General features: G+C 43.2%; 21 protein-coding genes and 5 tRNA genes. 19 read left to right on the top strand and 7 right to left on the bottom strand.

The features are described 5' to 3' along the window. Positions 1-133: 133 nt before the first annotated feature. The 9 genes from prfB (at position 134) to CTT31_RS13235 (ending at position 6496) form a co-directional block, all read left to right on the top strand. Positions 134-1232, top strand: a protein-coding gene (gene prfB / locus CTT31_RS13275; RefSeq protein ID WP_099030198.1) for a peptide chain release factor 2 whose coding sequence is annotated in 2 segments (ribosomal slippage) — positions 134-208 and positions 210-1232 — 1098 coding nt in all. Because the reading frame shifts where the segments join, the coding sequence is not laid out codon by codon here. 27 nt (positions 1233-1259) lie between these two features. After that, positions 1260-2810 carry a lysine--tRNA ligase gene (lysS, locus tag CTT31_RS13270; RefSeq protein WP_010375973.1) on the top strand — a complete coding sequence of 517 codons (1551 nt, stop codon included), beginning with the start codon at positions 1260-1262 and terminating at the stop codon, positions 2808-2810. Positions 2811-3048: 238 nt separating this feature from the next. Continuing rightward, positions 3049-3231 carry a hypothetical protein gene (locus CTT31_RS13265; protein WP_010375970.1) on the top strand — a complete coding sequence of 61 codons (183 nt, stop codon included), beginning with the start codon at positions 3049-3051 and terminating at the stop codon, positions 3229-3231. A gap of 119 nt (positions 3232-3350) precedes the next feature. Then, positions 3351-3443 (top strand) — tRNA-Ser (locus CTT31_RS13260). 21 nt (positions 3444-3464) lie between these two features. Next, positions 3465-3541 (top strand) — tRNA-Arg (locus tag CTT31_RS13255). Between the two features lie 135 nt (positions 3542-3676). Further along, positions 3677-3753: transfer RNA gene (locus CTT31_RS13250), tRNA-Arg, on the top strand. A 136-nt stretch (positions 3754-3889) separates the two neighbouring features. Next, positions 3890-3966, top strand: a tRNA-Arg gene (locus tag CTT31_RS13245). 137 nt (positions 3967-4103) lie between these two features. After that, positions 4104-4180, top strand: a tRNA-Arg gene (locus tag CTT31_RS13240). A 1155-nt stretch (positions 4181-5335) separates the two neighbouring features. Next, positions 5336-6496, top strand: a complete 1161-nt coding sequence (locus CTT31_RS13235) for an exo-beta-N-acetylmuramidase NamZ family protein (protein WP_211858269.1) — start codon at positions 5336-5338, stop codon at positions 6494-6496. Between the two features lie 54 nt (positions 6497-6550). On the opposite strand, the gene CTT31_RS13230 is transcribed toward CTT31_RS13235, so the two are convergent. Then, a complete protein-coding gene (locus CTT31_RS13230; protein WP_260491422.1) occupies positions 6551-7399 on the bottom strand; it encodes a MurR/RpiR family transcriptional regulator in 849 nt (282 codons plus the stop codon). Between the two features lie 212 nt (positions 7400-7611). Between CTT31_RS13230 and CTT31_RS13225 the strand changes: the two genes are divergently transcribed. After that, entirely contained in the window at positions 7612-8988 is a 1377-nt protein-coding gene (locus CTT31_RS13225; protein WP_211858266.1) for a Na+/H+ antiporter NhaC family protein, read from the top strand. Positions 8989-8997: 9 nt separating this feature from the next. Here the strand turns inward: CTT31_RS13225 and CTT31_RS13220 are convergent, their stop codons facing one another. The 3 genes from CTT31_RS13220 to CTT31_RS13210 form a co-directional block, all read right to left on the bottom strand. Further along, positions 8998-9603: a hypothetical protein gene (locus CTT31_RS13220; protein WP_260491421.1), complete on the bottom strand. Its 606-nt coding sequence runs from the start codon at positions 9601-9603 to the stop codon at positions 8998-9000. Beyond that, entirely contained in the window at positions 9596-10153 is a 558-nt protein-coding gene (locus CTT31_RS13215) for an RNA polymerase sigma factor (RefSeq protein ID WP_130163599.1), read from the bottom strand. Before CTT31_RS13215 ends, CTT31_RS13220 begins: the two co-directional genes overlap by 8 nt. Positions 10154-10259: 106 nt before the next feature. Further along, entirely contained in the window at positions 10260-10895 is a 636-nt protein-coding gene (locus CTT31_RS13210; RefSeq protein ID WP_211858262.1) for an energy transducer TonB, read from the bottom strand. 168 nt (positions 10896-11063) lie between these two features. On the opposite strand from CTT31_RS13210, the gene CTT31_RS13205 reads away from it, so the two are divergent. From CTT31_RS13205 to CTT31_RS13190, 4 genes are all read left to right on the top strand, one after another. After that, positions 11064-11570 carry a DUF3087 domain-containing protein gene (locus CTT31_RS13205; protein WP_211858260.1) on the top strand — a complete coding sequence of 169 codons (507 nt, stop codon included), beginning with the start codon at positions 11064-11066 and terminating at the stop codon, positions 11568-11570. Positions 11571-11915: 345 nt separating this feature from the next. After that, positions 11916-12296 carry a DUF3413 domain-containing protein gene (locus CTT31_RS13200; RefSeq protein WP_249122416.1) on the top strand — a complete coding sequence of 127 codons (381 nt, stop codon included), beginning with the start codon at positions 11916-11918 and terminating at the stop codon, positions 12294-12296. A gap of 29 nt (positions 12297-12325) precedes the next feature. Then, on the top strand, positions 12326-13168 hold the full coding sequence (locus tag CTT31_RS13195; RefSeq protein ID WP_249122415.1) for a sulfatase-like hydrolase/transferase: 843 nt from the start codon (positions 12326-12328) through the stop codon (positions 13166-13168). Positions 13169-13216: 48 nt separating this feature from the next. Beyond that, complete coding sequence (locus CTT31_RS13190) at positions 13217-13474, top strand: hypothetical protein (protein ID WP_249122414.1); 258 nt, start codon at positions 13217-13219, stop codon at positions 13472-13474. A 66-nt stretch (positions 13475-13540) separates the two neighbouring features. Here CTT31_RS13190 and CTT31_RS13185 read toward each other — a convergent pair whose 3' ends face one another. The 3 genes from CTT31_RS13185 to CTT31_RS13175 are packed head-to-tail and all read right to left on the bottom strand — an operon-like array spanning position 13541 to position 16744. Continuing rightward, positions 13541-15106: a sensor domain-containing diguanylate cyclase gene (locus CTT31_RS13185; protein WP_211858259.1), complete on the bottom strand. Its 1566-nt coding sequence runs from the start codon at positions 15104-15106 to the stop codon at positions 13541-13543. Further along, positions 15099-15521: a type 2 periplasmic-binding domain-containing protein gene (locus CTT31_RS13180; protein ID WP_211858258.1), complete on the bottom strand. Its 423-nt coding sequence runs from the start codon at positions 15519-15521 to the stop codon at positions 15099-15101. Before CTT31_RS13180 ends, CTT31_RS13185 begins: the two co-directional genes overlap by 8 nt. Continuing rightward, the gene (locus CTT31_RS13175) at positions 15521-16744 is read right to left on the bottom strand and encodes a hypothetical protein (protein WP_211858257.1); all 1224 of its coding nucleotides are present in this window, start codon (positions 16742-16744) and stop codon (positions 15521-15523) included. Before CTT31_RS13175 ends, CTT31_RS13180 begins: the two co-directional genes overlap by 1 nt. Before the next feature lie 161 nt (positions 16745-16905). Between CTT31_RS13175 and CTT31_RS13170 the strand changes: the two genes are divergently transcribed. The 5 genes from CTT31_RS13170 to CTT31_RS13150 all read left to right on the top strand — a co-directional run bounded on the left by CTT31_RS13170 (position 16906) and on the right by CTT31_RS13150 (position 22898). Then, positions 16906-17532 carry a GTP cyclohydrolase II gene (locus CTT31_RS13170; RefSeq protein ID WP_211858256.1) on the top strand — a complete coding sequence of 209 codons (627 nt, stop codon included), beginning with the start codon at positions 16906-16908 and terminating at the stop codon, positions 17530-17532. A gap of 241 nt (positions 17533-17773) precedes the next feature. After that, positions 17774-18571 (top strand): BPSS1780 family membrane protein, encoded by a 798-nt coding sequence (locus CTT31_RS13165; protein WP_260491419.1) that lies wholly within the window; start codon positions 17774-17776, stop codon positions 18569-18571. After that, positions 18571-19059 carry a regulatory protein RecX gene (locus CTT31_RS13160; protein ID WP_211858254.1) on the top strand — a complete coding sequence of 163 codons (489 nt, stop codon included), beginning with the start codon at positions 18571-18573 and terminating at the stop codon, positions 19057-19059. The genes CTT31_RS13165 and CTT31_RS13160 overlap by 1 nt, the downstream gene beginning before the upstream one ends. Before the next feature lie 4 nt (positions 19060-19063). After that, entirely contained in the window at positions 19064-21667 is a 2604-nt protein-coding gene (gene alaS / locus CTT31_RS13155) for an alanine--tRNA ligase (RefSeq protein WP_026000859.1), read from the top strand. A gap of 7 nt (positions 21668-21674) precedes the next feature. Further along, the gene (locus CTT31_RS13150; protein ID WP_010375937.1) at positions 21675-22898 is read left to right on the top strand and encodes an aspartate kinase; all 1224 of its coding nucleotides are present in this window, start codon (positions 21675-21677) and stop codon (positions 22896-22898) included. Positions 22899-22947 lie beyond the last annotated feature (49 nt).

Below are 22947 nucleotides of genomic sequence, written 5' to 3'. Positions count from 1 at the left end.
TTCTCACTTTAAGGGATGCTAAGCGCGGTTATTATTTGATACTATTGGTCGCTTAAATCTATGGTCTGACCCGTTGTCAGACCTGTTTGTGTGAATTCACAAACCGACAAATTTAGTTCTGGAGTAATGGTAAATGTTTGAAGTGAATCCTGTGATTAACCAAATCAAGGAAATTCGCGAACGTACAGAGCTTCTTAGGGGGTATCTTTGACTACGCTCTAAAGCAAGAGCGTTTAGAAGAAGTTAATGCCGAATTAGAAGATCCCGCTGTATGGAATGAGCCGGAAAGAGCCCAAGCACTGGGCAAAGAAAAATCGAATTTAGAAGTGATTGTTGAAACCATCGATAATCTCGTGTCTGGTGCCGATGATGCAGAAGGTCTGGTTGAGCTTGCCGTAGAAGCCGAAGATGAAGAAACCTTCACTGAAGCAGAGCAAGAGGTCAACGGCCTTGTTGAGCAGCTGGAAAAGCTAGAGTTTCGTCGTATGTTCTCAGGCGAGCAAGATGCCAACGATGCGTACATCGACTTACAGTCAGGTTCTGGCGGTACTGAAGCCCAAGACTGGTGTAATATGTTGCTGCGTATGTATTTGCGCTGGGCTGAGGCGAAAGGCTTTAAAGCCGAAATCGTTGAAGCGACCGATGGCGATGTTGCTGGTATTAAGGGCGCAACAGTTAAAGTCACGGGCGAATATGCTTATGGTTGGCTTCGTACAGAAACGGGCGTACACCGCTTAGTACGTAAGAGTCCTTTTGATTCAGGCGGCCGTCGTCATACTTCGTTTGCTTCTGTATTCGTTTACCCAGAAATTGACGACAATATCGAAATCGATATTAATCCTGCAGATCTTCGTATCGATGTATATCGTGCATCGGGCGCAGGTGGTCAGCACGTTAACCGTACAGAATCAGCGGTACGTATTACGCACTTACCAACCAATACGGTAGTGCAGTGTCAGAATGACCGTTCGCAGCACAAGAACAAAGATCAAGCGATGAAGCAGTTAAAGGCGAAATTGTTTGAACTTGAACTGCAAAAGCAAAACGCTGAAAAGCAAGCCCAAGAAGATGCAAAATCTGACATCGGCTGGGGCAGCCAAATCCGTTCATACGTGCTAGATGATTCACGTATTAAAGATTTGCGTACAGGTATTGAAAATCGCAATACCCAAGCCGTACTAGACGGCGATTTAGACAAATTTATCGAAGCAAGCCTGAAATCAGGCCTTTAATCCACAAGCTAAACTAAGAGCTAAACAATGACAGATCACAATCAAGACGAAAATAAACTTATTGCTGAGCGTCGTGGCAAGCTAGATGCGATCCGGGAAAATTGCCCTGCGAATGGCCACCCGAACTCATTCCGCCGCGAAGACTACACACAAGATCTACAAGCTAAGTTTGGTGATAAATCGAAGGAAGAGCTAGTAGAACTTGATCATCATGTTTCTGTTGCGGGTCGTTTGCTTGCGAAACGTGGTCCTTTCTTAGTGTTGCAAGACATGAAAGGTCGTATTCAGGCTTATGCTTCAAAAGACGTACAAAAAGACCTAAAAGAGAAGTATGGTCAATTAGATATCGGCGATATCGTTGGTGTTAAAGGTCCGCTTCATAAATCTGGTAAAGGCGATCTTTACGTCGACATGGTTGAGTATGAACTACTGACTAAGTCGCTACGTCCACTACCTGAAAAGTTCCACGGTCTGACTGACCAAGAAGCAAAATACCGTCAGCGTTATGTTGATTTGATCACTAACATGGATACGCGCGAAACATTCCGTATTCGTTCAAAAGTGATTGAAGGTATTCGCCGTTTCTTAGCTGAGCGTGACTTTATGGAAGTGGAAACGCCGATGCTACAGGTTATTCCGGGCGGTGCGTCTGCACGTCCTTTTGTAACGCATCACAATGCACTAGATATTGATATGTATCTACGTATCGCGCCTGAGCTATATCTTAAGCGTTTAGTGGTTGGTGGTTTTGATCGTGTATTCGAAATCAACCGTAACTTCCGTAACGAAGGTTTATCTACGCGTCATAATCCAGAGTTCACTATGATTGAGTTCTATCAAGCATACGCGGATTACAATGATTTGATGAACTTGACTGAAGACATGTTACGTACCGTGGCACAAGACGTGTTAGGCACTACTACAGTTGTTAATACTGTGAAAAATGCTGAAGGCGAAGTGACAGAGACGATTGAGTATGACTTTGGCAGTGCGTTCCAGCGTTTGTCTATGGCTGATGCTATTTTACAATATGGCCCAGATGCTGAAGCACAAGCTGAAATCTTTAAAGATCCAGAAAACCACTTTGAAGCACTAAAAGCATACGCTAAGAAAGTTCACGTTAAGATCCCTGAAAACTGTGTATGGGGCCCAGGTAAGTTCCTATGTGAAATCTTCGAAGAAGTCGCTGAACACAGACTTATCCAACCGACGTTCATCACTGAGTATCCTTGGGAAGTGTCTCCGCTGGCGCGTCGTAACGATGAAAATCCATTTATCACAGACCGCTTCGAGTTCTTCGTGGGTGGCCGTGAGCTTGCAAATGGTTTCTCTGAGCTTAATGACGCTGAAGACCAAGCTGCGCGCTTTGCTCGCCAAGTGGAAGAAAAAGATGCAGGTGACGATGAAGCAATGCACTACGATGCGGATTATATTCGTGCGCTAGAGCATGGTTTACCACCAACAGCAGGTGAGGGGATTGGTATCGATCGTCTAGTGATGTTATTCACAGATTCACCGACTATTAAAGACGTTATCTTGTTCCCACACATGCGTCCTGAAGTACAAGCTGAACAGTAAGTATTTTCACGTAATCTGAAAGTACATCTAGAAAAGCGCCTTATGGCGCTTTTCTGTTATTTGCGTAAGATAAATCCCACAGTATTTTTAAATACTTAGTTTTATTATGTAGTTATTGCCAACTCCTACTCATCATAAAAGTTGTTTCTCTTTTGAAACTAGATTATCCCAATTTCCTAACTAGTCTTTTTCAAGTTCTAATGCTGCGTTAAAAATAACAAATAGGGAATCCAATAAGATGAGCAATAATGAGTTTGAAAATGTTGATGAGCACGAGCAAGCGAGAATTTTATATTATCGGGCTTGCATCGCTGAGTTTCAGCAGCTTGGTTATCAAGAAGCATTTTTGGACGAAGTTTTGCGTCAACAACGTGCATTAAGAAATACCTACAGCGATCCTAACCCCCTACAAAATGAGTAAAAATTGGCGTTAGTGCCGAGTAACTAAGCAGACTGCACAATCTATCACCATTCAGTGCTTTTTTACAAGAAAAGTATTTGACATATTTTTTCTAACCTATATTATACGCCCCACAAGACGGAGAGGTGGCCGAGTGGCCGAAGGCGCTCCCCTGCTAAGGGAGTATAGGGTTTGTAGCCCTATCGAGGGTTCGAATCCCTCCCTCTCCGCCATTTTTAATGGTTGTCTTGTACGGACGCATAGCTCAGCTGGATAGAGTACCTGGCTACGAACCAGGCGGTCGGAGGTTCGAATCCTCCTGCGTCCGCCACTTTTCCTTAAGTGGTTAAATGATAAAGATAGGAAACAGGCGTTGGAGGTTCACCTTCAAAAAACACGTCCTGCGTCCGGCACTTTTCTTTCGGTGGTTAAATATAAAGAAGTTGGAAAACTATACATTCATAACGGACGCATAGCTCAGCTGGATAGAGTACCTGGCTACGAACCAGGCGGTCGGAGGTTCGAATCCTCCTGCGTCCGCCACTTCTCCTTGAGTGGTTAAATAATAAAGGTAGGAAACAGGAAGTCGGAGGTTCACCTTCAAAAAATACGTCCTGATTCCGCCACTTTTCTTTAGGTGTTTAAATATAAAGAAGTTGGAAAACTATACATTTATAACGGACGCATAGCTCAGCTGGATAGAGTACCTGGCTACGAACCAGGCGGTCGGAGGTTCGAATCCTCCTGCGTCCGCCACTTCTCCTTAAGTGGTTAAATAATAAAGGTAGGAAACAGGAAGTCGGAGGTTAACCTTCACAAAATACGTCCTGTATCCGCTACTTTTCTTTAGGTGGTTAAATATAGAGAAAGTTGAAAAACTATACATTCATAACGGACGCATAGCTCAGCTGGATAGAGTACCTGGCTACGAACCAGGCGGTCGGAGGTTCGAATCCTCCTGCGTCCGCCACTTTCTCTCAAGTGGTTAAAGAATGAAGGTAAAAACAGGCGGTCGGAGGTTCACTCTCCACAATACACGTCCTGTATCCGCCACTTCTCCTCAAGTGGTAAAAACAAAGAGAGAAACAAGCCGATGAAAGTCGGTTTTTTTGTGTTTAAATGTCTCGTGTAGGAGCAGGTTTACCCTGCGATCTTTTACGAAATTTGAAGACGACGACGCTCGGAGATTCACTCTCCACAACACACGTCCTGCGTCCGCCACTTTGTCTCAAGTGGTGAAATAAAGAGATAAACAAGCCGACGAAAGTCGGTTTTTTTGTGCTTAAATGTATCGTGTAGGAGCAGGTTTACCCTGCGATCTTTTACGAAAGTTGAAGACGACGACGCTCGGAGGTTCACTCTCCACAATACACGTCCTGCATCCGCCACTTTTCCTCAAGTGGTAAAAACAAAGAGAGAAACAAGCCGACGAAAGTCGGTTTTTTTGTGTCTAATATCCATGTAGGTGCAGGTTTACCCTGCGATCTTTTACGAAAGTTGAAGACGACGACGCTCGGAGGTTCACTCTCCTCAATACACGTCCTGCATCCGCCACTTCTCCTCAAGTGGTAAAATAAAGAGATAAACAAGCCGACGAAAGTCGGTTTTTTTGTGTCTAATATCCATGTAGGAGCAGGTTTACCCTGCGATCTTCTACGAAAGTTGAAGACGACGACGTTCGGAGGCTCACTCTCCACAATACACGTCCTGCATCCACTACTTATCTCAAGTGGTTAAAGAATGAAGGTAAAAACAGGCGGTCGGAGGTTCACTCTCCTCAATACACGTCCTGCATCCGCTACTTATCTCAAGTGGTAAAATAAAGAGATAAACAAGCCGACGAAAGTCGGTTTTTTTGTGTCTAATATCCATGTAGGTGCAGGTTTACCCTGCGATCTTTTACAAAAGTTGAATATGATGGCGCTCGGAGCTTCACCCTCCACAATATACGTCCAACATCCCCTATAATATTTCGTGTAGGAGCAGGTTCACCCTGCGATCTATTACGCAAGTTGAATACGACGACGCTCAGAGATTCACTACTGCATGATTAAACTCTCGAAACACTTTTCATTTTTTTTCTGACTGATACCCTAATCGCGTATTTATTTAGAGAAAGCGTTATATGTTTCAATCACTCAGAATTTGTTTACTACTTGTTTTTTGTTGTGTTCCTTTAACTGTTGAAGCGCTTACATTAGGTGCTGAGCGCGCAGAAGAGTATTTACCTGTGTTAAAAGGTAAGCGCGTCGGATTAATCGTAAACCAAACATCCCGCGTTGACGACCAACATCTAGTTGATTACTTACTTAATAAAGAAGTGGATGTTAAAAAGGTCTTTGCACCGGAACATGGTTTTCGTGGTAATTATGATGCGGGCGCTAAAGTAGATGATGTAAAAGATGTGAAAACTGGGCTACCAATCATTTCGCTTTATGGCAGTAATAAAAAGCCAAGGCCTGAGCAGCTCAAAGATATCGATGTGCTTATTTTTGATATTCAAGATGTGGGGTTGCGCTTTTATACATACATCAGCACTATGCACCTCGCGATGGAAGCCGCAGCCGATGCAAATATTGAATTTTGGGTTTTTGATAGGCCAAATCCAAATATCGCATATGTTGATGGCCCATTATTAGAAAAACCATTTCAATCTTTTGTTGGTATGCATCCCATTCCTGTATTGCATGGCATGACCGTTGGCGAACTGGCGACTATGATTAAAGGAGAAGGTTGGTTAACCTCGCTTACAGCGCTACAGTTACGTGTATTTCCAATGCGAAACTATAGCGGTAACACTGAATACAGATTGCCGATACCACCAAGTCCTAACCTACCAAACCAACAAGCAATCTACTTGTATCCATCTTTGTGCTTTTTTGAAGCGACACCTATTTCTGTTGGTCGTGGAACGGATTTTCCATTTCAAGTTTTTGGCTATCCAGATCCTAAATTGGGCGAGTTTCAGTTCACTCCCCGACCAGTACTAGGTGCGGCTTCCAATCCTAAATTAAATGGTGTGACTGCGTTTGGCTTGGACTTAAGAAACAGCAATGTACGAGGTTTTGATCTAACTTGGTTTGTTGCTGCATACGCACAGTTCAAGCACGAGAATAAAGCGTTTTTTCAGTCCCCCGATTTTCTCGATAAGCTTGCAGGCACGGACAAAATCCGCAAAGCCATTGAGTCTGGCCAATCGGCATCAGAGTTGAGAAAACTGTGGCAGCAGGATGTACAAGATTTTTTAAAGCAGCGGAAAAAGTATTTATTATACCCGAGACTGTAAGGGTTTTTGCTAGAGGTAAACGGCAGCACGAGTCTGCCGTGAGCAGCTTAAGTCTTACTCGCTACGCAATACTTGCATGTTTTCATTGGCCTTATCCACGCGTTTTTGCCAATGCAGGTTTGATTGTGCAAGTGCAGTGAATAAAACATCAATAAGGTAGGCTTGAGAAGTACGAGACAGCATGCCTGAATGTTTAAGTGGCTCTCCTTCATTGATGCAATACAGTATCGCATCTGCCATTTCCGCAAGTGAGTGGTTACCATAACGAGAAATGGCAAGACATTTACAACCATTGTCCAATGCTTGATTAGTCAAGGTTAGCAAGCTCTTACTGGTTCCTGTATTGCTGATCACAATAAAAAGATCGTCCTTCCCCATCGTTGCAATAAAGCTAGATGCGCTGATTTCATCAACCTGAGCAATTGCCGGAATACCAAGCTTTTGGAGTTTCCAAGTTAAATCTTGGGCCATAGTGAAAGTACTACCAAGTGCACACACAATGACTTTTCGTGCGTTCTTCACCAACTGAATTGCGTTCTCAAACTGTTTTGCTGAGTTAAGTTTTCGAGTTTCGGAAATAACATTTTGCTGTTTTAGTTGTAATTTATCTGCGATTAACTCGATGGAGTCATTACTGGAAATTAACTCATCAATTGGTGCGCTGGTATCCGTTTGCTCGTTGAGCGCATCAACAACGGCAAGTTTAAATGCTGGAAATCCTTTATAACCCAGCTTTTGGGCAAATTTTACGACGCTAGATTGGCTGACACCGGCTTCGCGTGCCAGCTCAACGGAGGAAAGCGCACGGATTTTATCGCCCGAGTTCAAGGTAAAGTCAGCAAGCTTTGCTTCACTATTTGATAGTGATGGACGAAGTGCTTTTATTTTGACAAATGTAGACATGCGATACTCAATCCGAACTAAATTAATCTGTCCATATTATAGGTTCAATTGGAACGTTACGATAGACCAAAAAGGAATATCATTGCACAAAACACACTCATTGTACCAGTATTGGGGTTAAATGTTGACTTAAATTTAATTTAGTCGCAAAGACTTGGTGTTTTAAACCGCTTAACTTAAGCTAAGTGTTTTGAATTTATAGATTAAACTATATGGCTTGGTACTCGATTTTGCCACCTTTGATTGCAATTGCAGTCGTGTTTTGGCGTAAAGAAGTGATTATCGCATTGATTTTAGCGCTAGTTTCTTCCGAATTTTTATTGGCTCTACATGGTCAGCAGTCACTAGTTGCCGGCACATTCGTAGGCAGTATTGAACGTGTTATTGAGGTTGCGACATCGGCAGGTAACAGCCGGATCTTGATTTTTAGTATAGTGATCGGTGCATTGCTCGCCTACATTAGAGAGTCAGGTGGAGTTGCTGCAACGGTGAATATGCTGCTTAATCGAGGCGTCGCTAAAAGTAAACGTCAGGTTGGCTTACTAACCATGTTTACTGGCACTGCAGTGTTCATCGAATCAAATATGAGTGTACTAACCTCTGGTATTGTTGCGAGGGGACTATTTGATAAGTTCAAAATGAGTCGGGCTCGTTTGGCTTATATCATCGATAGTACTAGCGCTCCTGTATGTATTTTGATTTTGCTTAATGGTTGGGGTGCTTATGTGCTTGGATTGCTGAGTAACTACGAACTTGAGCAGTCGGCAGTGAGTATTTTATGGGGTAGTGTCGCGTTTAATTTTTATGCGATTATTGCACTGTTAATTGTTCTCTATACGATTGTCTTTGATAAAGTTCATGGACCGATGAGGGCCGCAGAGCAAGAGTTAAAGCACCATACAGCTGAAATAAGTAGTGGGCCAAGTGCCACCAAATCGCGTTATATGCTGATCCCTTTATTAACGCTGATTGTAAGTATGATTGGATTTATGTTTTGGACAGGCGATGGTGTATTGGCAAATGGTAGTGGCTCTAAGTCAGTACTTTATGCCACAATTTTAGCTTCAACCGTTGCGTACCTGCTGCTTTTAACTGGTAAGAGGTTTAGTCATCATGAGCTAATGGATGTTGGCTTTAAGGGGATGGGGGAGCTGCTGCCATTAGTAAGCATTGTGTTACTTTCTTTGACTTTAGGCGCAAGTCTAAAAGAGTTGGGAACAGGCACTTTTGTTGCGTCTTTAGTTGGTGATTATCTGCCTATTTACTTGATAGTACCTGTACTCTTTATTACTGGTGCAATCATGTCATTTACAACAGGCACATCATGGGGCACCTTCGCTATATTAATACCGATTGGTGTGCCACTGATTCAAGCGCTTGGCTTGCCACCATCGCTTGTGCTTGGTGCTATTTTAAGCGGTGGTATATTTGGCGATCACTGCTCGCCTATCTCTGATACCAGCGCGGTATCGGCACTGGCATCAGGGTGTGACCTACTGACTCATGTTAAAACCCAATTACCCTATGCACTGGTGGGGGGCGTATTAGCTATTATCTGCTTCTTTATTGCCAGCCTTATTATGATTTAAGAGCGCCTGTTAGGGGCAAGCCAAAACTTGGTTTTGCCCTATACTTTCAATTGCAATAATTTGCCCTTGGTTGGCGGTCGACAGTGCTAGCATAACTGGCGTATTAAAATTAATAACTCTGGTTTTTGGTTGCGGCATGGCGCTAAGTAAGCTCTGTTTTAACTCGATGAGAGTATGGGTATTACACTCTTCAATTAACCAAGCATCATCGTTAATCGCAACGAGTCGACCGTAACGCTGTTCTTGAACTTGTTGTTGCGCAGCCTCAAATCTAGCATCCAGCACTTTTTTCTGTTCGTCTATGCGGGCAAGATACTGGCCCTGCTCTAGCTCATGCGTTTCGATGTGTTGAAAATCTCCATAACTGACTAAATGAGCACTTGAGTTATATTCTTTATCAATATCAACATGTTGATTTTGATACCATAAGGTGAAAAGTAAAGCGACTGAACAAGTAACCGCGCTCCACTGCCAAGTTTCTATACAACCCAAATAATGATGGGCAAAGCTAACTAGTCGCACCTTGATGCGAGTAGCCAAAGTTAACGGTTTGTCCTGCTTGCTAGCTTGGTAAGCCGCTTTTAACTTGGCGTCAAATTTGTCTAAATTACTCATGATTTTCACCCACTTGAGACTTTAGTGTCTCTTTTGCGTATCTAATTCGAGTTTTTACAGTCTCTTGTGTGGCCCCTACAATTTGCGCTATTTCAGCTAAGCTGAAGCCCTCTAACTGTAAGCTTAGCGCCTCTTTTTGTAATAAAGGAAGTGCAGCAATTTGCTGGTATAGCCACTGTTCCTCCGATGTTTTTGTAAACTCATTGGAGTTGGTCATACCTACTTTACTATCTGTCAACTCAGAGAGTTTACCTGAGGCCCTGATTGAATCGATTAGCAAGTTACGTGCAATGTGAAACAAGTAAGCCTTGGGGTGACCCTGCTGTCGATAAGCGCTTTTCTTTTCGATGACTTTTAACCATGTTTTTTGACATATATCTTCTGCCGACGCCGCCTGTGTTTGTGTTTTTAGAAAGTGAAATAAATCACTTTGATAGCGCTCAATGACTTGCTCTAGGTATTTTACTTTACCCGTCGTCGCATATTCATAAAGCGGATCTTCTACGTTGCTGGTGGCGCGAGCACGCCACATTTTCAAGCTACTCAGCATAGGCAATCCTAAGTCTCAAGGGTCAACAGACCCTAATATCAATAAGCTAAATTAAGAAGTTTACTTCGTGACTCAGCGGCTCAAATTGATTACGTATCAATGGCTGTTATTGTTCCAGTGTAAACTCTAATACAACGCGCTGAGCGTATTGCGGCTGCGGTTTTCCATCAACAATAAGTGGTCTATATTTCCATTTCCTTAGTGCTCTGACAGCAGCCTGATCAAATACTCTTTTAGGCTCCGCTTTCGTCACTTTAACATCAATCACTTCGCCTTGTGGAGAAATGGCAAACTCCATTTCTACCCAGCCTTCCACTCCATCTCTAGCAGCCGCGGGCGGATAGTTAGGGTTGCTTCTAACAAGTGGAGTCGCTTGCCCATCGGTGGAGAATTGCAGCGTCATTGTGTTAGCAAACTTACCTAAATCTAAGCGAGGTGTCTCGCTACTAATTTGTAGATTATCTCCTGTATCAACGATATTTTCAGTAGGTCTAATCGGGGCCGTTATTGGTTTTGGTGGTTCTGGCATTACCCTTTTTTCTTCGACTGGAGAGTCCTCTCTATCCGCTGCAATAGTAAGATCAAATACTTCTCTGTCGATAATGGGGCGAGTGAGCTCTTGAGAGACCAAGTTTTGCATAAAGCCAAAGGTGGCAAAAGTAATAATAACTGCGCCAACAAGCGATAGTGCGAGTTTTGGAATTGCTGAATTAGGCTGTTGAAGAGTGGCTAATGTCGTCATGATTTTATCCCCGTTATGTTGTTTTCGTAAATAGAACGTTTGGGTAACGGAAACGGGGTGAAAGTTTTTAGATTTTTTTGATATGTATCTTGGTTTGGCCACAGGCCTTGGATTACAATGCACGAGGAGCAGAGTACATTATTTAATTTTTCGTGATCATAGGTTGTTATGAAGTTAGTTGAGATCAGCAAGGCGCGTTATCGCAAACATCTAAATCAAGTTATCATTGCTTGCGTTACAGCGCTAACAATCGGTAGTTTAGGGATTGCTCAGTTATTGATCCAATTATTTCCTGATGTTGATGGTAGCCATTTTCATTGGAATTTAACTGGTGTAGTCGTGACCTGCATCGTCATTGGGTTTGTGCTCAAAAAGCATAAGGCGCATCCCTTTATGACCGAAGTAAGTTATGTGTGGGACTTAAAGCAATCACTGAACAAAATCACCCGTAAAATGGCGAAGTTAAAACAGGCAGCGCAGCAGGGGGATGTAGATGCGATGACGGCGATTCAGTATAGCTATGCGGGATCTCGTCAGCTATGGCAATTGGATGACAATACCATAACGATGGATGATTTGGCTATGTGGCAAGCAGAGCTGGATTCACTGGCTAGCAAGTATCAAGTTGAAATAAAAGCAGAAAACTATAAAGAAACGATATTGAAACAGTACTAACAAAGCGGCTTGTTTCGGCGTTAAACTTTTTCACAATTTTTAATGTGACACTAACTATGTCAGAACGGTAAGATGAGAGTTAAGCTTTCTATTAAAGGAACAAATTGAACTGTGCTATTGCGTCATCAGTTCACCAGTTCACCAGTTCGGTTCTTATCAACTCTCTTTGCTCAATCTTAATTACCATAAACGTTGTAAATACCAACCCTGCCGATTATCTAGGACTGACATTATTTTACGTTTCCGTATCAACGTGGAGCCATATGGCTATACTCACAGCGTTAGTGAGTATTGTCGCTATGCCTTTAGTATGGTTACAGTCAAATAAAGTGAGATCCGTATGCTTTGCTTTATGCATTGTTTTTCGTAGCACTTATTGCAAATAGCTTGTGCTTTGAGCTTTACAAGTTTCATATTAACGGTGTTATTGTCGATATGCTGCTTGCAGGCCAAGTTATTGAGTTCTCGCCAATTGCATGGGCTCAAGCGGTAGCCATTTTTATTATGATATTTGTTTTCCAGTTTTACCTGTTAACGTGGTTAAGTAAGCCCCGAGCCGTAATGCAGCTGCGCTTTGGTCGAAAGTTTACCAGCGTAACCATTATTGCGCTTATTCATGCTTGGGCAAGTGCGACGGTATATCAACCGATTACGGGGTCAGTAAGTACTTACCTCTCTGAAAGTCCGCAACAGCAAACTCCTTTTTGCGTAGATATGATTTGCTAGATGAAGCTGCATTGGCGCAGCAGAAATCTATGTCTTTAACACAAGGACAATTTAACTATCCTTTACAACCTATTGAAGTAGAGCCAGTTAAGAAGCCTCTTGATATTGTTTTTGTGGTGCTGGATTCATGGCGGTATGATGCTTTTACAGCGCAAGTGACTCCCAATATTTGGCGATTCTCACAACAGGGAGTGGTCTTCAATCAACACTTCTCTACTGGAAATTCTACACGTACAGGGATAACCGGGTTATTTTATGGCTTGCCTGGCACCGCTTGGCAGGACATTTACAACAATCGTGTTACACCGTTATTGATGGACAGAATGCGGGAGTTGAACTATCAACTTGGAATATTCTCTTCTGCTCAGCTTGTTCGCCCTGAGTTCAATGAAACAGTCTTTGCCAACATTATAGGCTTGAAAACACATACTGAAGGTGATGACGTTTTAGCTAGGGATGAGCAGATCACCAAAAATTGGGCTAAATGGTATGCTAATAAAGATCCAAACCAGCCGTCTTTCAGTTTTCTCTTTTATGATGCAATCCATGGCTACGCAGTTCCTGAGGGTTACCATGCCGGGTTTGAGCCAATGCACGGTCCCATTAACCATATGTTATTGGACAACGATTATGATAGAGAACCAATTTTAAATCGTTATCTTACCAGTACACACTTTGTAGATAGTCTTGCTGCATCGGTATTAGCGCAGCTTGATATAGAGAATACACTGGTGATTATCACGTCAGATCATGGTGAAGAGCTGAATGACAACAAGCTTAATTACTGGGGACATAATAGTAATTTTACTGAGCCGCAGATAAAGGTGCCATTTATTGTTGTTGGACCAAAAAGCGAAAAGTGGCAGCATTAGCAAGCCTCAAATGTGATAACCAGTCACTTAGACCTGGCTCCAACGTTGATGAATGAGTATTTAGGGATTAAAAACACGCCTGAAGAGTATAGTACGGGTTATAACCTAACCGGGCCCGTTAAAGAGAGAAATTGGTTACTACTTAGTAGCTACAACAAATATGCGGTTGTGAGTAAGCAGCAAATTATTGAAGTCTCGCCCATGGGAATCTACGAGACGCTCGATGAAACTAACAGGCCATCAGAGCAAGAGCCAAACTTTGAATATATTCAAGAGGCAATGCAGCAGATAAGTCACTTTCAGTAGATAAAGGCAAGTTAGGTGTGCTGGTGGACTGTCGTACATCGGTACACACTAACTTGAGCGGTATAACTAAGCGCTTAGAGAGTAAAATTGAAAGGCGTTTTTCTTGTCTTTTTTTACCGTATACATAGCGACATCAGCACACTCAATTAATTGGCTTAGCTCAACCGCGTCTCTTGGGTAGCTTGCAATACCTATGCTCGCGCCAACTCGCAGTGGCAGTGATTTACCTTCTGGCGTTTGCCAAATCATCTCGGTGTTTATCGCCTCTAGCAGGTTTTCAGCTATCCGTTGCAGCTTTTCATTTTTAGCGCAGTGCAAAGCAATCAAAAACTCATCACCTCCCCAGCGACAAACCACATCTTGCTCTCTAACCTGAGTACTAATTTGAGTGGCGATATGTTTTAACATAGCGTCGCCGGCGTTATGGCCATAAATATCATTGATTGGTTTAAACTCATCTAAATCAATAATAAATAAGCTAAACGGCGTTTCGTTATCTAACCACTCGTTGATTTTGATTTCAGTCCCATGGCGATTGTAGAGGCCAGTTAGCTTATCGCGGTTAGCTTTTTTATTGAGTTCTTGAAACACGGTTTTTCTCAGCGTGATATCTGATAAAAATACCTGTAAATAGAAATGTCCGCTACTTTCCACTCTCAGCATGATGACACTCAGCCAAACAGGTTGTTCGGTCAAGGGGTTGATAAACTCAAACTCTGACTGAGTTGGCTGGTTAAGCTCCAAAGTATGCTCCGTAAAGGTATAAAGAATATCCGGAGTTTTGCAGTAGCGACCAAAACTCTCGGGAAAATATTCATCAAGGTCAATTGCCATACCAGCCAGCAAATCACAAGCGGCATCATTAGCTAAGATCACTTCGCCTTTGTCTTTTACCAATAGTGTGGGAGAGGATGACCGTTCAAACATCAGTCTAAAGCGCTTCTCAAGCACTTCTATATCTGCTCGCAGTTGCCGTTCTTGCTCGAACATAGAAGCGGTTTTTGCAATAAGTTGATTGGTATTGCTTGCAATATCACCGATTTCACTTGATTCATGTCCTTTAGGCACGACTAAATTCAAGGGGGCGCCAGGAATAACCCTAGCAATTTGACTACTCAAGTTACTCAGGGGTTTCGTCACTATAAAGTGTGTCACAACGGTAAAGATGATTAAGATCGGGATGATGACGACCAACAAAGTTTGAACGCTTGAACGAGCGATATCTCTAGCACTTTGCTCGATAAAAACGGAATTGGGTTGAATATAGATCTCACCAACAATTTCACTCAATAAAAACGGATGATTAAGCTTAATAATGGTCGCATTTTGCGGCTTAAATCCTACGCTTTGAGCGAGCCACTTTTCTTCACTTTTGATTGCGGCAGAAGAGATAACGTCGTTACTGACTAGGCCATTAATAACTTCTACAGCAAGGTCTTTGTCATTGAGATAAGTTGCAATAGAGGAAGAAGATGACACGGTTTGGCCAATTTGCCCGATAATAGTATTAGAGCGCCGAAGTTCACGCTCAACGATATGGTCGTGATATAACTTAGCGTAAAGCATTGAAAAAATAAAAGTCGAGACAACAAGCACGAGTGCAAGTCGCACGATCAGCCCATATTTAGTCATCGATTTGGTAAATTACCTTCACATCACCCGTCACAAAGTCTGCTGGAACATAGCCGATTGCATTTGGCGTATTTCTGATATTTTCAAGTATAGTCGACGGTGAGGAAAATGACTGAGGGGGAGAAACTTTGCCGCTGAATTTTATTCTTGACCAATAGGCGTTGATTTGGCTTTCATTACGTCCTGTCAGTGCCAGAAAAAAAGGGCCTCTTAAAGGGTGCGATTTTTCGTAGTCATAGGTCACGGCCATATCGCCATTGGGAAAAGCAACGTATTTTCCCATGTACATGTCTATTAGTTGGCGCTGCGATATCGACTCGGTGGGGTTGTCTTTGTTAACGATGACGGCAATATCGGCTGTTGCTGAAATTGGGTAAGAAACAAGGAAGAAAACAGCAATAAGTAACCTATTCATCAGAACACCCAATTAAAACTAAGCGTAAAGGTGTTGAAGGAAAGGTCAGGATCACTAAATTGCTCTGTATTGTGAAGGTAGAAAGCGCTGGGCAAATGGTCAGCAGAGGTATGTTTCCAATTGAACTTTAGCGCTAATGTCGGGCTCAATTCACGTCGCCACGTTAGGGAAGTGCTATGCTGATCCAGTTGATAAAAACCAGAGTGCATGGAAGCAGCCTCGTAAATTTGCATTAATTCAGGTAATGGGACGAGCGGACCAGGCTCTACACTTGGCTCATTATCGGACTTGGCAACTGAGTAGGTGAAAGACAAGGTATTTAAATCAAAGCGCTTGCCCAGAGTGATGTAGCCTGCTTTTAAGTGGTTGAGCACGCTGGAATTTGAATCCGTCAGCGATATTTCACTCTGTAGTAACCAATTTGAGTCATCATATCTCATACTGACTGCGCTGTAGGTAAAGCGCTTGTCGATGATATAAAGAGAATCGATCAGCTCATTTTTGGTTGGCCAAACTTGTAGGGGAACTTGCGTGAGTGCATCACGTAACTGCTTTTGCTGCTCGTGTTCATTGGCTGCTTGTGTTGTTGTATAGTTGGCTCTAAACAGCCAATTTAACGTTTCGTACTGTACCGCTACACCCAAGATAGATTTGAGTTCTACATTCCAAAAAAACTCATAATCGCTGTAGATTGGTGACTCGGAGCGCCCCCAATATGCCTTGATACTGGCGATGCCCTGATCAAGCGGCGTGCGGTACTGAATGTCAACGCCATCCAAGTTCTGATGTGGGATAATAGAGTAAAATTCAACGGGAGGGTGTTCCATATCCATCGAGTAGCCGATATCTCGATACTCAGTCATTAAGAATAGATCTAACCCGGTACGTCCTGCCCGGAATTGCCAGTTTGAGTTTAAGTGGTAACGTAAAAATGCCAGTTTAATAGCGTTTTTCACTCGGTCATCATGTTGTTCTTTTAACAGTAGCTGTCCAACAAGCTCCAAATTATCACTAGCATGCCATTCGGCTTGTAGGCCCAAAGATGAAAATGAAAAGTCAAGTTCATCTCTTTCTACACCGTGTGGTTGTGAAATGGACTCTCTGATTTTGGCAGTATGGGAGTCTGTTTTAACCGCCTTGAGCGTAGCAAAGCCACTGAAATCGATGCCAGAGCCGTAGCTGAATGTGGTTAAAAATAGTAGGCAGATAAAAACAGAGCGCATGAGTTATAAACGTTCTCGCTTTCCTTTTTTATATAGCCTAGTTCGAATTTTGACATTTACCAATGCGATGTCCGCCCAGCCCTTGTATAATGAATTTAGAGACACCATATCCCATGTATGGTAGCATATTGTTATATTATCACATTAGGCAAGATTAAGACGTGGCAGAAGTAAGAGCGAGAGTCGGGCTGAATGTAGGGCAGCATAGTAATATCCCTGCAGAAATAGTTTCTTTTTCTGGGCTAAAAGATGGCCAAGAACATGTTGCGCTGGTATTTAATAGCGCAGACAGTCAGCAGCAAATTCCCCTAATTCGTATGCACTCTGAGTGCTTAACCGGCGATGTCTTTCATTCTTCTCGTTGTGATTGTGGCGAACAGTTAAATGAATGCATTGAGGCGATGCATACACAAGGCGGCATTTTGTTATATTTGCGCCAAGAAGGTCGTGGCATTGGTCTGTACAATAAAATCGATGCTTATGTATTGCAATCACAAGGGATGAACACCTACGAGGCAAACAACCACCTCGGCTTTGAAGATGACTTAAGAGATTTTTCTGATGCCGTGTTGATGCTTCAGGCGCTCGGGTTAAACCATGTTAAGTTAATGACGAATAATCCAAGAAAGCTAAAGGCGTTGAGAAATGCGGGTATTACCGTCGATGAAGTAGTTGGCACTCAGGCGCATGTTAAGGCTGGGGTTTCTGGTAATGAACAGTATCTAAAAACGAAGATCCAACACGGTGCCCACATGCTGGATATCAAAAAGATATCAAAAGCGGATTAGCCTAAGCGTATATGCTTATCACAACAAGCCGACTAGGTAAGTGCTTCGGTTGGCTTGTCATATCAAACATTCTATTCTCTTTCCAATCCCTTAAAACTTAAGATGTCCAAGTAGGTTAGGTCTACCATCAGTATTTGTTTAAAATATGCTAAAAAGCGCTGACAAATCCGCCTTTCATGCCTTTTCACTCGACGCGGTAATCAGTATAATCAAAGACGTTATAGCTTAAATTAAGTGGACTATGTCGACACCAATTAGAACATTCAAAGCAAGCATAGGCGTGCAGTGGCTAAAAGCCGGGTGGGCAATTTTCAAAACCCAGCCTATGACTTTCATGCTGATGTACATTTTCATGGCGGTAGTAAGCCTATTACCCCTATTCGCACCTATTTTTCATATTATCGCAGCCTTGTCTGGTCCTTTTTTAAGCGCGGGCTTCTATCTTGCCGTTATCAATAAACAGATCAATAAACCAATAAAGTTGGCTGACATTTTTGAGCCTTTTGCAGCAAAAGGCCGCCGATTACACTTGTTCCGAGTTGGTATTTATCAAATGGCAGGTGCACTGTTGCTGACTATGGTTGCCGGAGTGCTATTTAGTGATGTGGCGACTGCGCTCGAGAGTGTTGGCCCAAACACCGATCCGAATGAACTTATCGGACTTATCGCGAGTAATATTAGTTTTGCCGAAGTTGCAGTATTTGTGATTGCACAATCGGTCATTATGATGGCCTTTGCTTTTGTTGTGCCACAGGTCTTTTTCCAAGGTGAGAAACGTATTTTTCACGCGATGAAGTGCTCGCTTGCCGCTTTTTATCATAATATGGCTGCGCTGAGTATTTACGGCTTAGTCGTCGCAGCGCTTATTGTCGCGTCTATACCGCTATCGATGATTCCGGCGATTATTATCATGCCGGTCGCCATGATAGGCTTTTTTGTTTCTTTTCAGGCGATGTTTATGCCAATTATCGTTGAAAAGAAGGAAAATGATGAAAATGCTAACATCTCTCAGTCTGACTCAGGACGCTTTGACGCCTGATGGATGAACAAGAAGTTAAAAAGCTAAAAAATTATGCGGTTTGGTTATTGTCGAGACAAGAGTACTCTGAGTCAGGATTGACGCAAAAGCTACTGCAAAAAGGGGCTACAGCGGCAGTCGCGGAGCAATTGGTATCTTGGCTAAAGTCGCTTGATTACGTTAATGACGACCGCTATGCAGAGAGCTTTTTAAACCGCCAGATTGCAAAAGGACTTGGAGAAAAGCGTGTATTAATGGATGCAGGGCAAAAGGGTGTGAGCCGAGATACTTTGCATACGCTAATCGCTGAGCGTGAAATTGATTGGTACATGCAAGCCGCAAAAACCTATGAAAAAAAGTACGGTCTTTGCGCACAACCGATAGAATATAAAGAAAAAACTAAGCGCGTACGTTACATGAGTTATCGTGGCTTTAGTTTTGATGAAATAGATTTTGCAATTGAAGCTGCAATGACTGCAGCAGAGCAAGAAGAAATAAAGGGTGAATGATCACATGCAGCATATGACTACCGCACAAATCAGGCAAAGCTTCTTAGATTTCTTTGCTAAACAACAGCACCAAGTGGTGCCTTCAAGCTCGTTAATTCCGGGTAATGATGCCACCTTACTGTTCACCAACGCTGGTATGGTGCAGTTTAAAGATGCCTTCTTGGGTGCGGAAAAACGCCCTTATACGCGAGCAACCAGTTCACAGCGCTGTGTTCGTGCTGGTGGTAAACATAACGACCTTGAAAACGTAGGTTATACCGCAAGGCACCATACTTTCTTCGAAATGCTAGGTAACTTTAGCTTCGGTGACTATTTTAAAACCGACGCAATTAAGTTTGCTTGGGGTTTCCTTACGGATGTGATCAAGCTGCCAAAAGAAAAGCTACTAGTCACGGTTTACCATGAAGACGACGAAGCATTTGAGATCTGGTCAAAACAAGTTGGTGTTCCTGAAGACAGGATCATCCGTATTGCGACGGCGGATAACTTTTGGTCAATGGGCGACACGGGTCCTTGTGGTCCTTGCTCTGAAATCTTTTATGATCACGGCGAACACATTTGGGGTGGACCTCCGGGCTCACCAGAAGAAGACGGTGATCGCTTCATTGAGATCTGGAACTTAGTATTTATGCAGTACAACCGTCATGCGGACGGCACAATGGAACCGCTGCCAATGCAGTCGGTTGATACTGGCATGGGCCTTGAGCGTATCTCTGCAATTATGCAAGGTGTGCATTCAAACTATGAGATTGACCTGTTCCAAGCGCTGATTAAAGCAGCTGCAAAAGTAACAGATGCTCAAGATTTAGAAGATAAATCACTACGTGTGGTTGCTGACCACATTCGTTCGTGTGCGTTCCTTATTGCTGACGGCGTCATGCCATCGAATGAAGGTCGTGGTTACGTGCTGCGTCGTATCATTCGTCGTGCAGTTCGCCACGGTAATAAACTCGGTGCAAAAGGGGCATTCTTCTATAAGTTAGTTGCTGCACTTGCTGAGCAAATGGGTGAAGCTTACCCTGAATTAGTGAAGCAACAAGCAATTATCGAAAAAGTATTGCGTATTGAAGAAGATCAGTTTGGTAAAACCTTAGACCGTGGTTTAACTATTCTAGAAGAGAGTCTAGCTGGCATTGAAGGCGACGTTATTCCAGGCGATTTAGTGTTCAAACTGTATGACACTTACGGTTTCCCTGCGGACTTAACAGCAGATGTGGCGCGTGAGCGTTTTATGACGATCGACGAGCGCGGTTTCCAAGCATGCATGGAAGAGCAGCGTAAAAAAGCGCAAGCGGCTGGCAAGTTCGGTGCTGATTACAACGAGCGCTTGAAATCTGATAAAAACACTGACTTTAAAGGCTATGACGCTGAGCACTATACCGGCACTGTGGTTGAAATTTTTAAAGAAGGTCAACATACCAATACGTTAGAAGATGGTGAGCAAGGTGTGGTTATCCTTGACCGCACGCCTTTCTATGCTGAGTCAGGCGGCCAAGTTGGTGATACAGGTGTACTAAAAGTGGCTAACGGCGAGTTTGTGGTTACTGACACGCAAAAGCTAGGTAATGCATTTGCACACCATGGTCATGTAGTTGGCCGCATTGGTGTTAACGATAAAGCCGATGCGCGTATTGATGCTGAGCGTCGCGAGCGAGTGAAGAAAAACCACACTGCAACGCACTTAGTACATAAAGCACTGCGCGATTTACTGGGCGATCACGTAACGCAAAAAGGTTCATTGGTACTGCCAGATCGTTTGCGTTTTGACTTCTCGCATTTTGAAGGCGTCACTAAAGCACAGCTACAGCAAGTAGAAGATGCTGTGAACGCAGAGATCCGCCGTAACTTTGCTTTGCAAACTGAGCTGATGGATATCGATGCTGCCAAAGACAAAGGTGCGATGGCGCTTTTTGGCGAAAAGTACGATGATGAAGTTCGAGTCGTTTCAATTGGTGGATACTCAATTGAGCTTTGTGGTGGCACACACGTGAAGCGTGCAGGTGATATTGGTCTATTCAAGATTGTCTCAGAAGGCGGTATCGCAGCGGGTGTTCGTCGTATCGAAGCGGTAACGGGAGCTGATGCCATCGCTTATGTTAATGAGCAAGAGCAAGTGCTTTCTGAAATTGCGGCTTTGGTTAAGGGTGATACCTCATCTGTGCTAGAAAAAGTATCTGCGCTACTTGAAAAGTCAAAAGGCCTTGAAAAGCAAGTTGCTCAACTAAATGACAAACTAGCAAGTGCCGCGGGTGCAACGCTACTTGACTCTGTAACCGAAGTGAATGGGATTAAATTACTCGTAGCGAACGTTGCAGGAACTGAGTCTAAAGCACTGCGAGGCATGGTCGATGACCTGAAGAACAAGATTGGCTCAGGTGTCATCGCGCTAGGTGTAGCAAATGGCGATAAAGTAAGCCTAATCGCTGGCGTAACGAAAGACTTAGTTGGTCAGGTAAAAGCAGGTGAGCTAGTTAATCACATGGCTTCTCAAGTCGGTGGTAAAGGTGGTGGTCGTCCTGATATGGCGCAAGCTGGTGGTTCACAACCAGAAAACCTAGACGCAGCACTAAACAGTGTTCCAACTTGGTTAAATGAAGTAACGCAGTAATCAGCAAGTGGCGCTGATTGTACAAAAGTTTGGCGGCACCTCGGTAGGTTCGGTAGAGCGTATTGAGGCGGTTGCCGAACACGTTATCAAAACACAACAACAAGGCCACCAAGTGGTGGTCGTGTTGTCTGCAATGTCAGGCGAGACAAATCGTCTCATTTCCCTTGCCCAACAAATCGATGCACGTCCAAGTTCTCGTGAGCTAGATGTGTTGATCACCACCGGCGAACAAGTTTCTATCGCGTTATTGGCGATGGCCATCATTAAGCGTGGGCATTCTGCCGTGAGCTTACTTGCCGATCAGGTTGGTATTAAAACCGATAACATGTTCTCTAAAGCGCGGATCACAGAAATAGACACAACCCGCTTAAAGCAAGAACTTGAGCATAACCGGATAACCATTATTGCCGGATTTCAAGGGCGTGATGGAGAAGGTAATATCACCACGCTAGGACGCGGCGGTACAGATACCTCAGCAGTTGAAATCGCAGGGGCTTTGCAAGCAGACGAATGTCAGATATATACTGATGTCGATGGTGTTTACACTACCGATCCGCGAATAGAGCCAAATGCAAGGCGTCTATCACATATTACTTTTTCTGAGATGTTGGAGCTAGCAAGTGTTGGCGCTAAGGTCTTGCAGATACGTTCGGTTGAAGCGGCCGGTCGATATAATGTACCGCTGCGCGTACTTTCTTCGTTTTCTCCTGATAACGGCACCTTAATTAGCTATGAGGAAGGTAAGATGAAAAACACCAAAGTGGTCTCTGGGGTAGCGAGTGTCAAAGACGAAGCGCTTATCTTAGTTAACAATGTAGATGCAAAACCTAGTAATCTTGCCAATATACTGTCTCTTCTTGGTGAGCATAATATCGAAGTCGATATGATTAACCATTTGAACCACAGTGAGAAAAAAATAGACTATGCTTTTACTGTGCACACAAATGATTGTATTCTGGCGGAAGAAGTTTTAGCGCAACATGCACAAAATTTAGGTGGCGCAACGGTAGAGGTTAATGCTAACGTGGCAAAAATCTCAGCGGTTGGCATCGGGATGAAATCTCATTCAGGTGTTGCTGGTCTCTTTTTTATGGCATTGGCCGAAGAAAATATTCACACTCTATTAGTATCTACATCAGAGATAAAAATCTCGGCACTAGTAGAAGAAAAATATTTAGAGCTAGCTGTACGGGCTTTACATGCCAAATTCGAATTGGAAAGTACTGAGTAAAAGAAGTTTTTGCTTACTTTTCTAGGAACTTTTATTTAAAATGGATTTG

This window comes from Pseudoalteromonas maricaloris (assembly GCF_024746855.1).
Classification (GTDB): Bacteria; Pseudomonadota; Gammaproteobacteria; order Enterobacterales; family Alteromonadaceae; genus Pseudoalteromonas; species Pseudoalteromonas maricaloris.
This window is presented reverse-complemented; position numbering and strand designations above follow the sequence as displayed.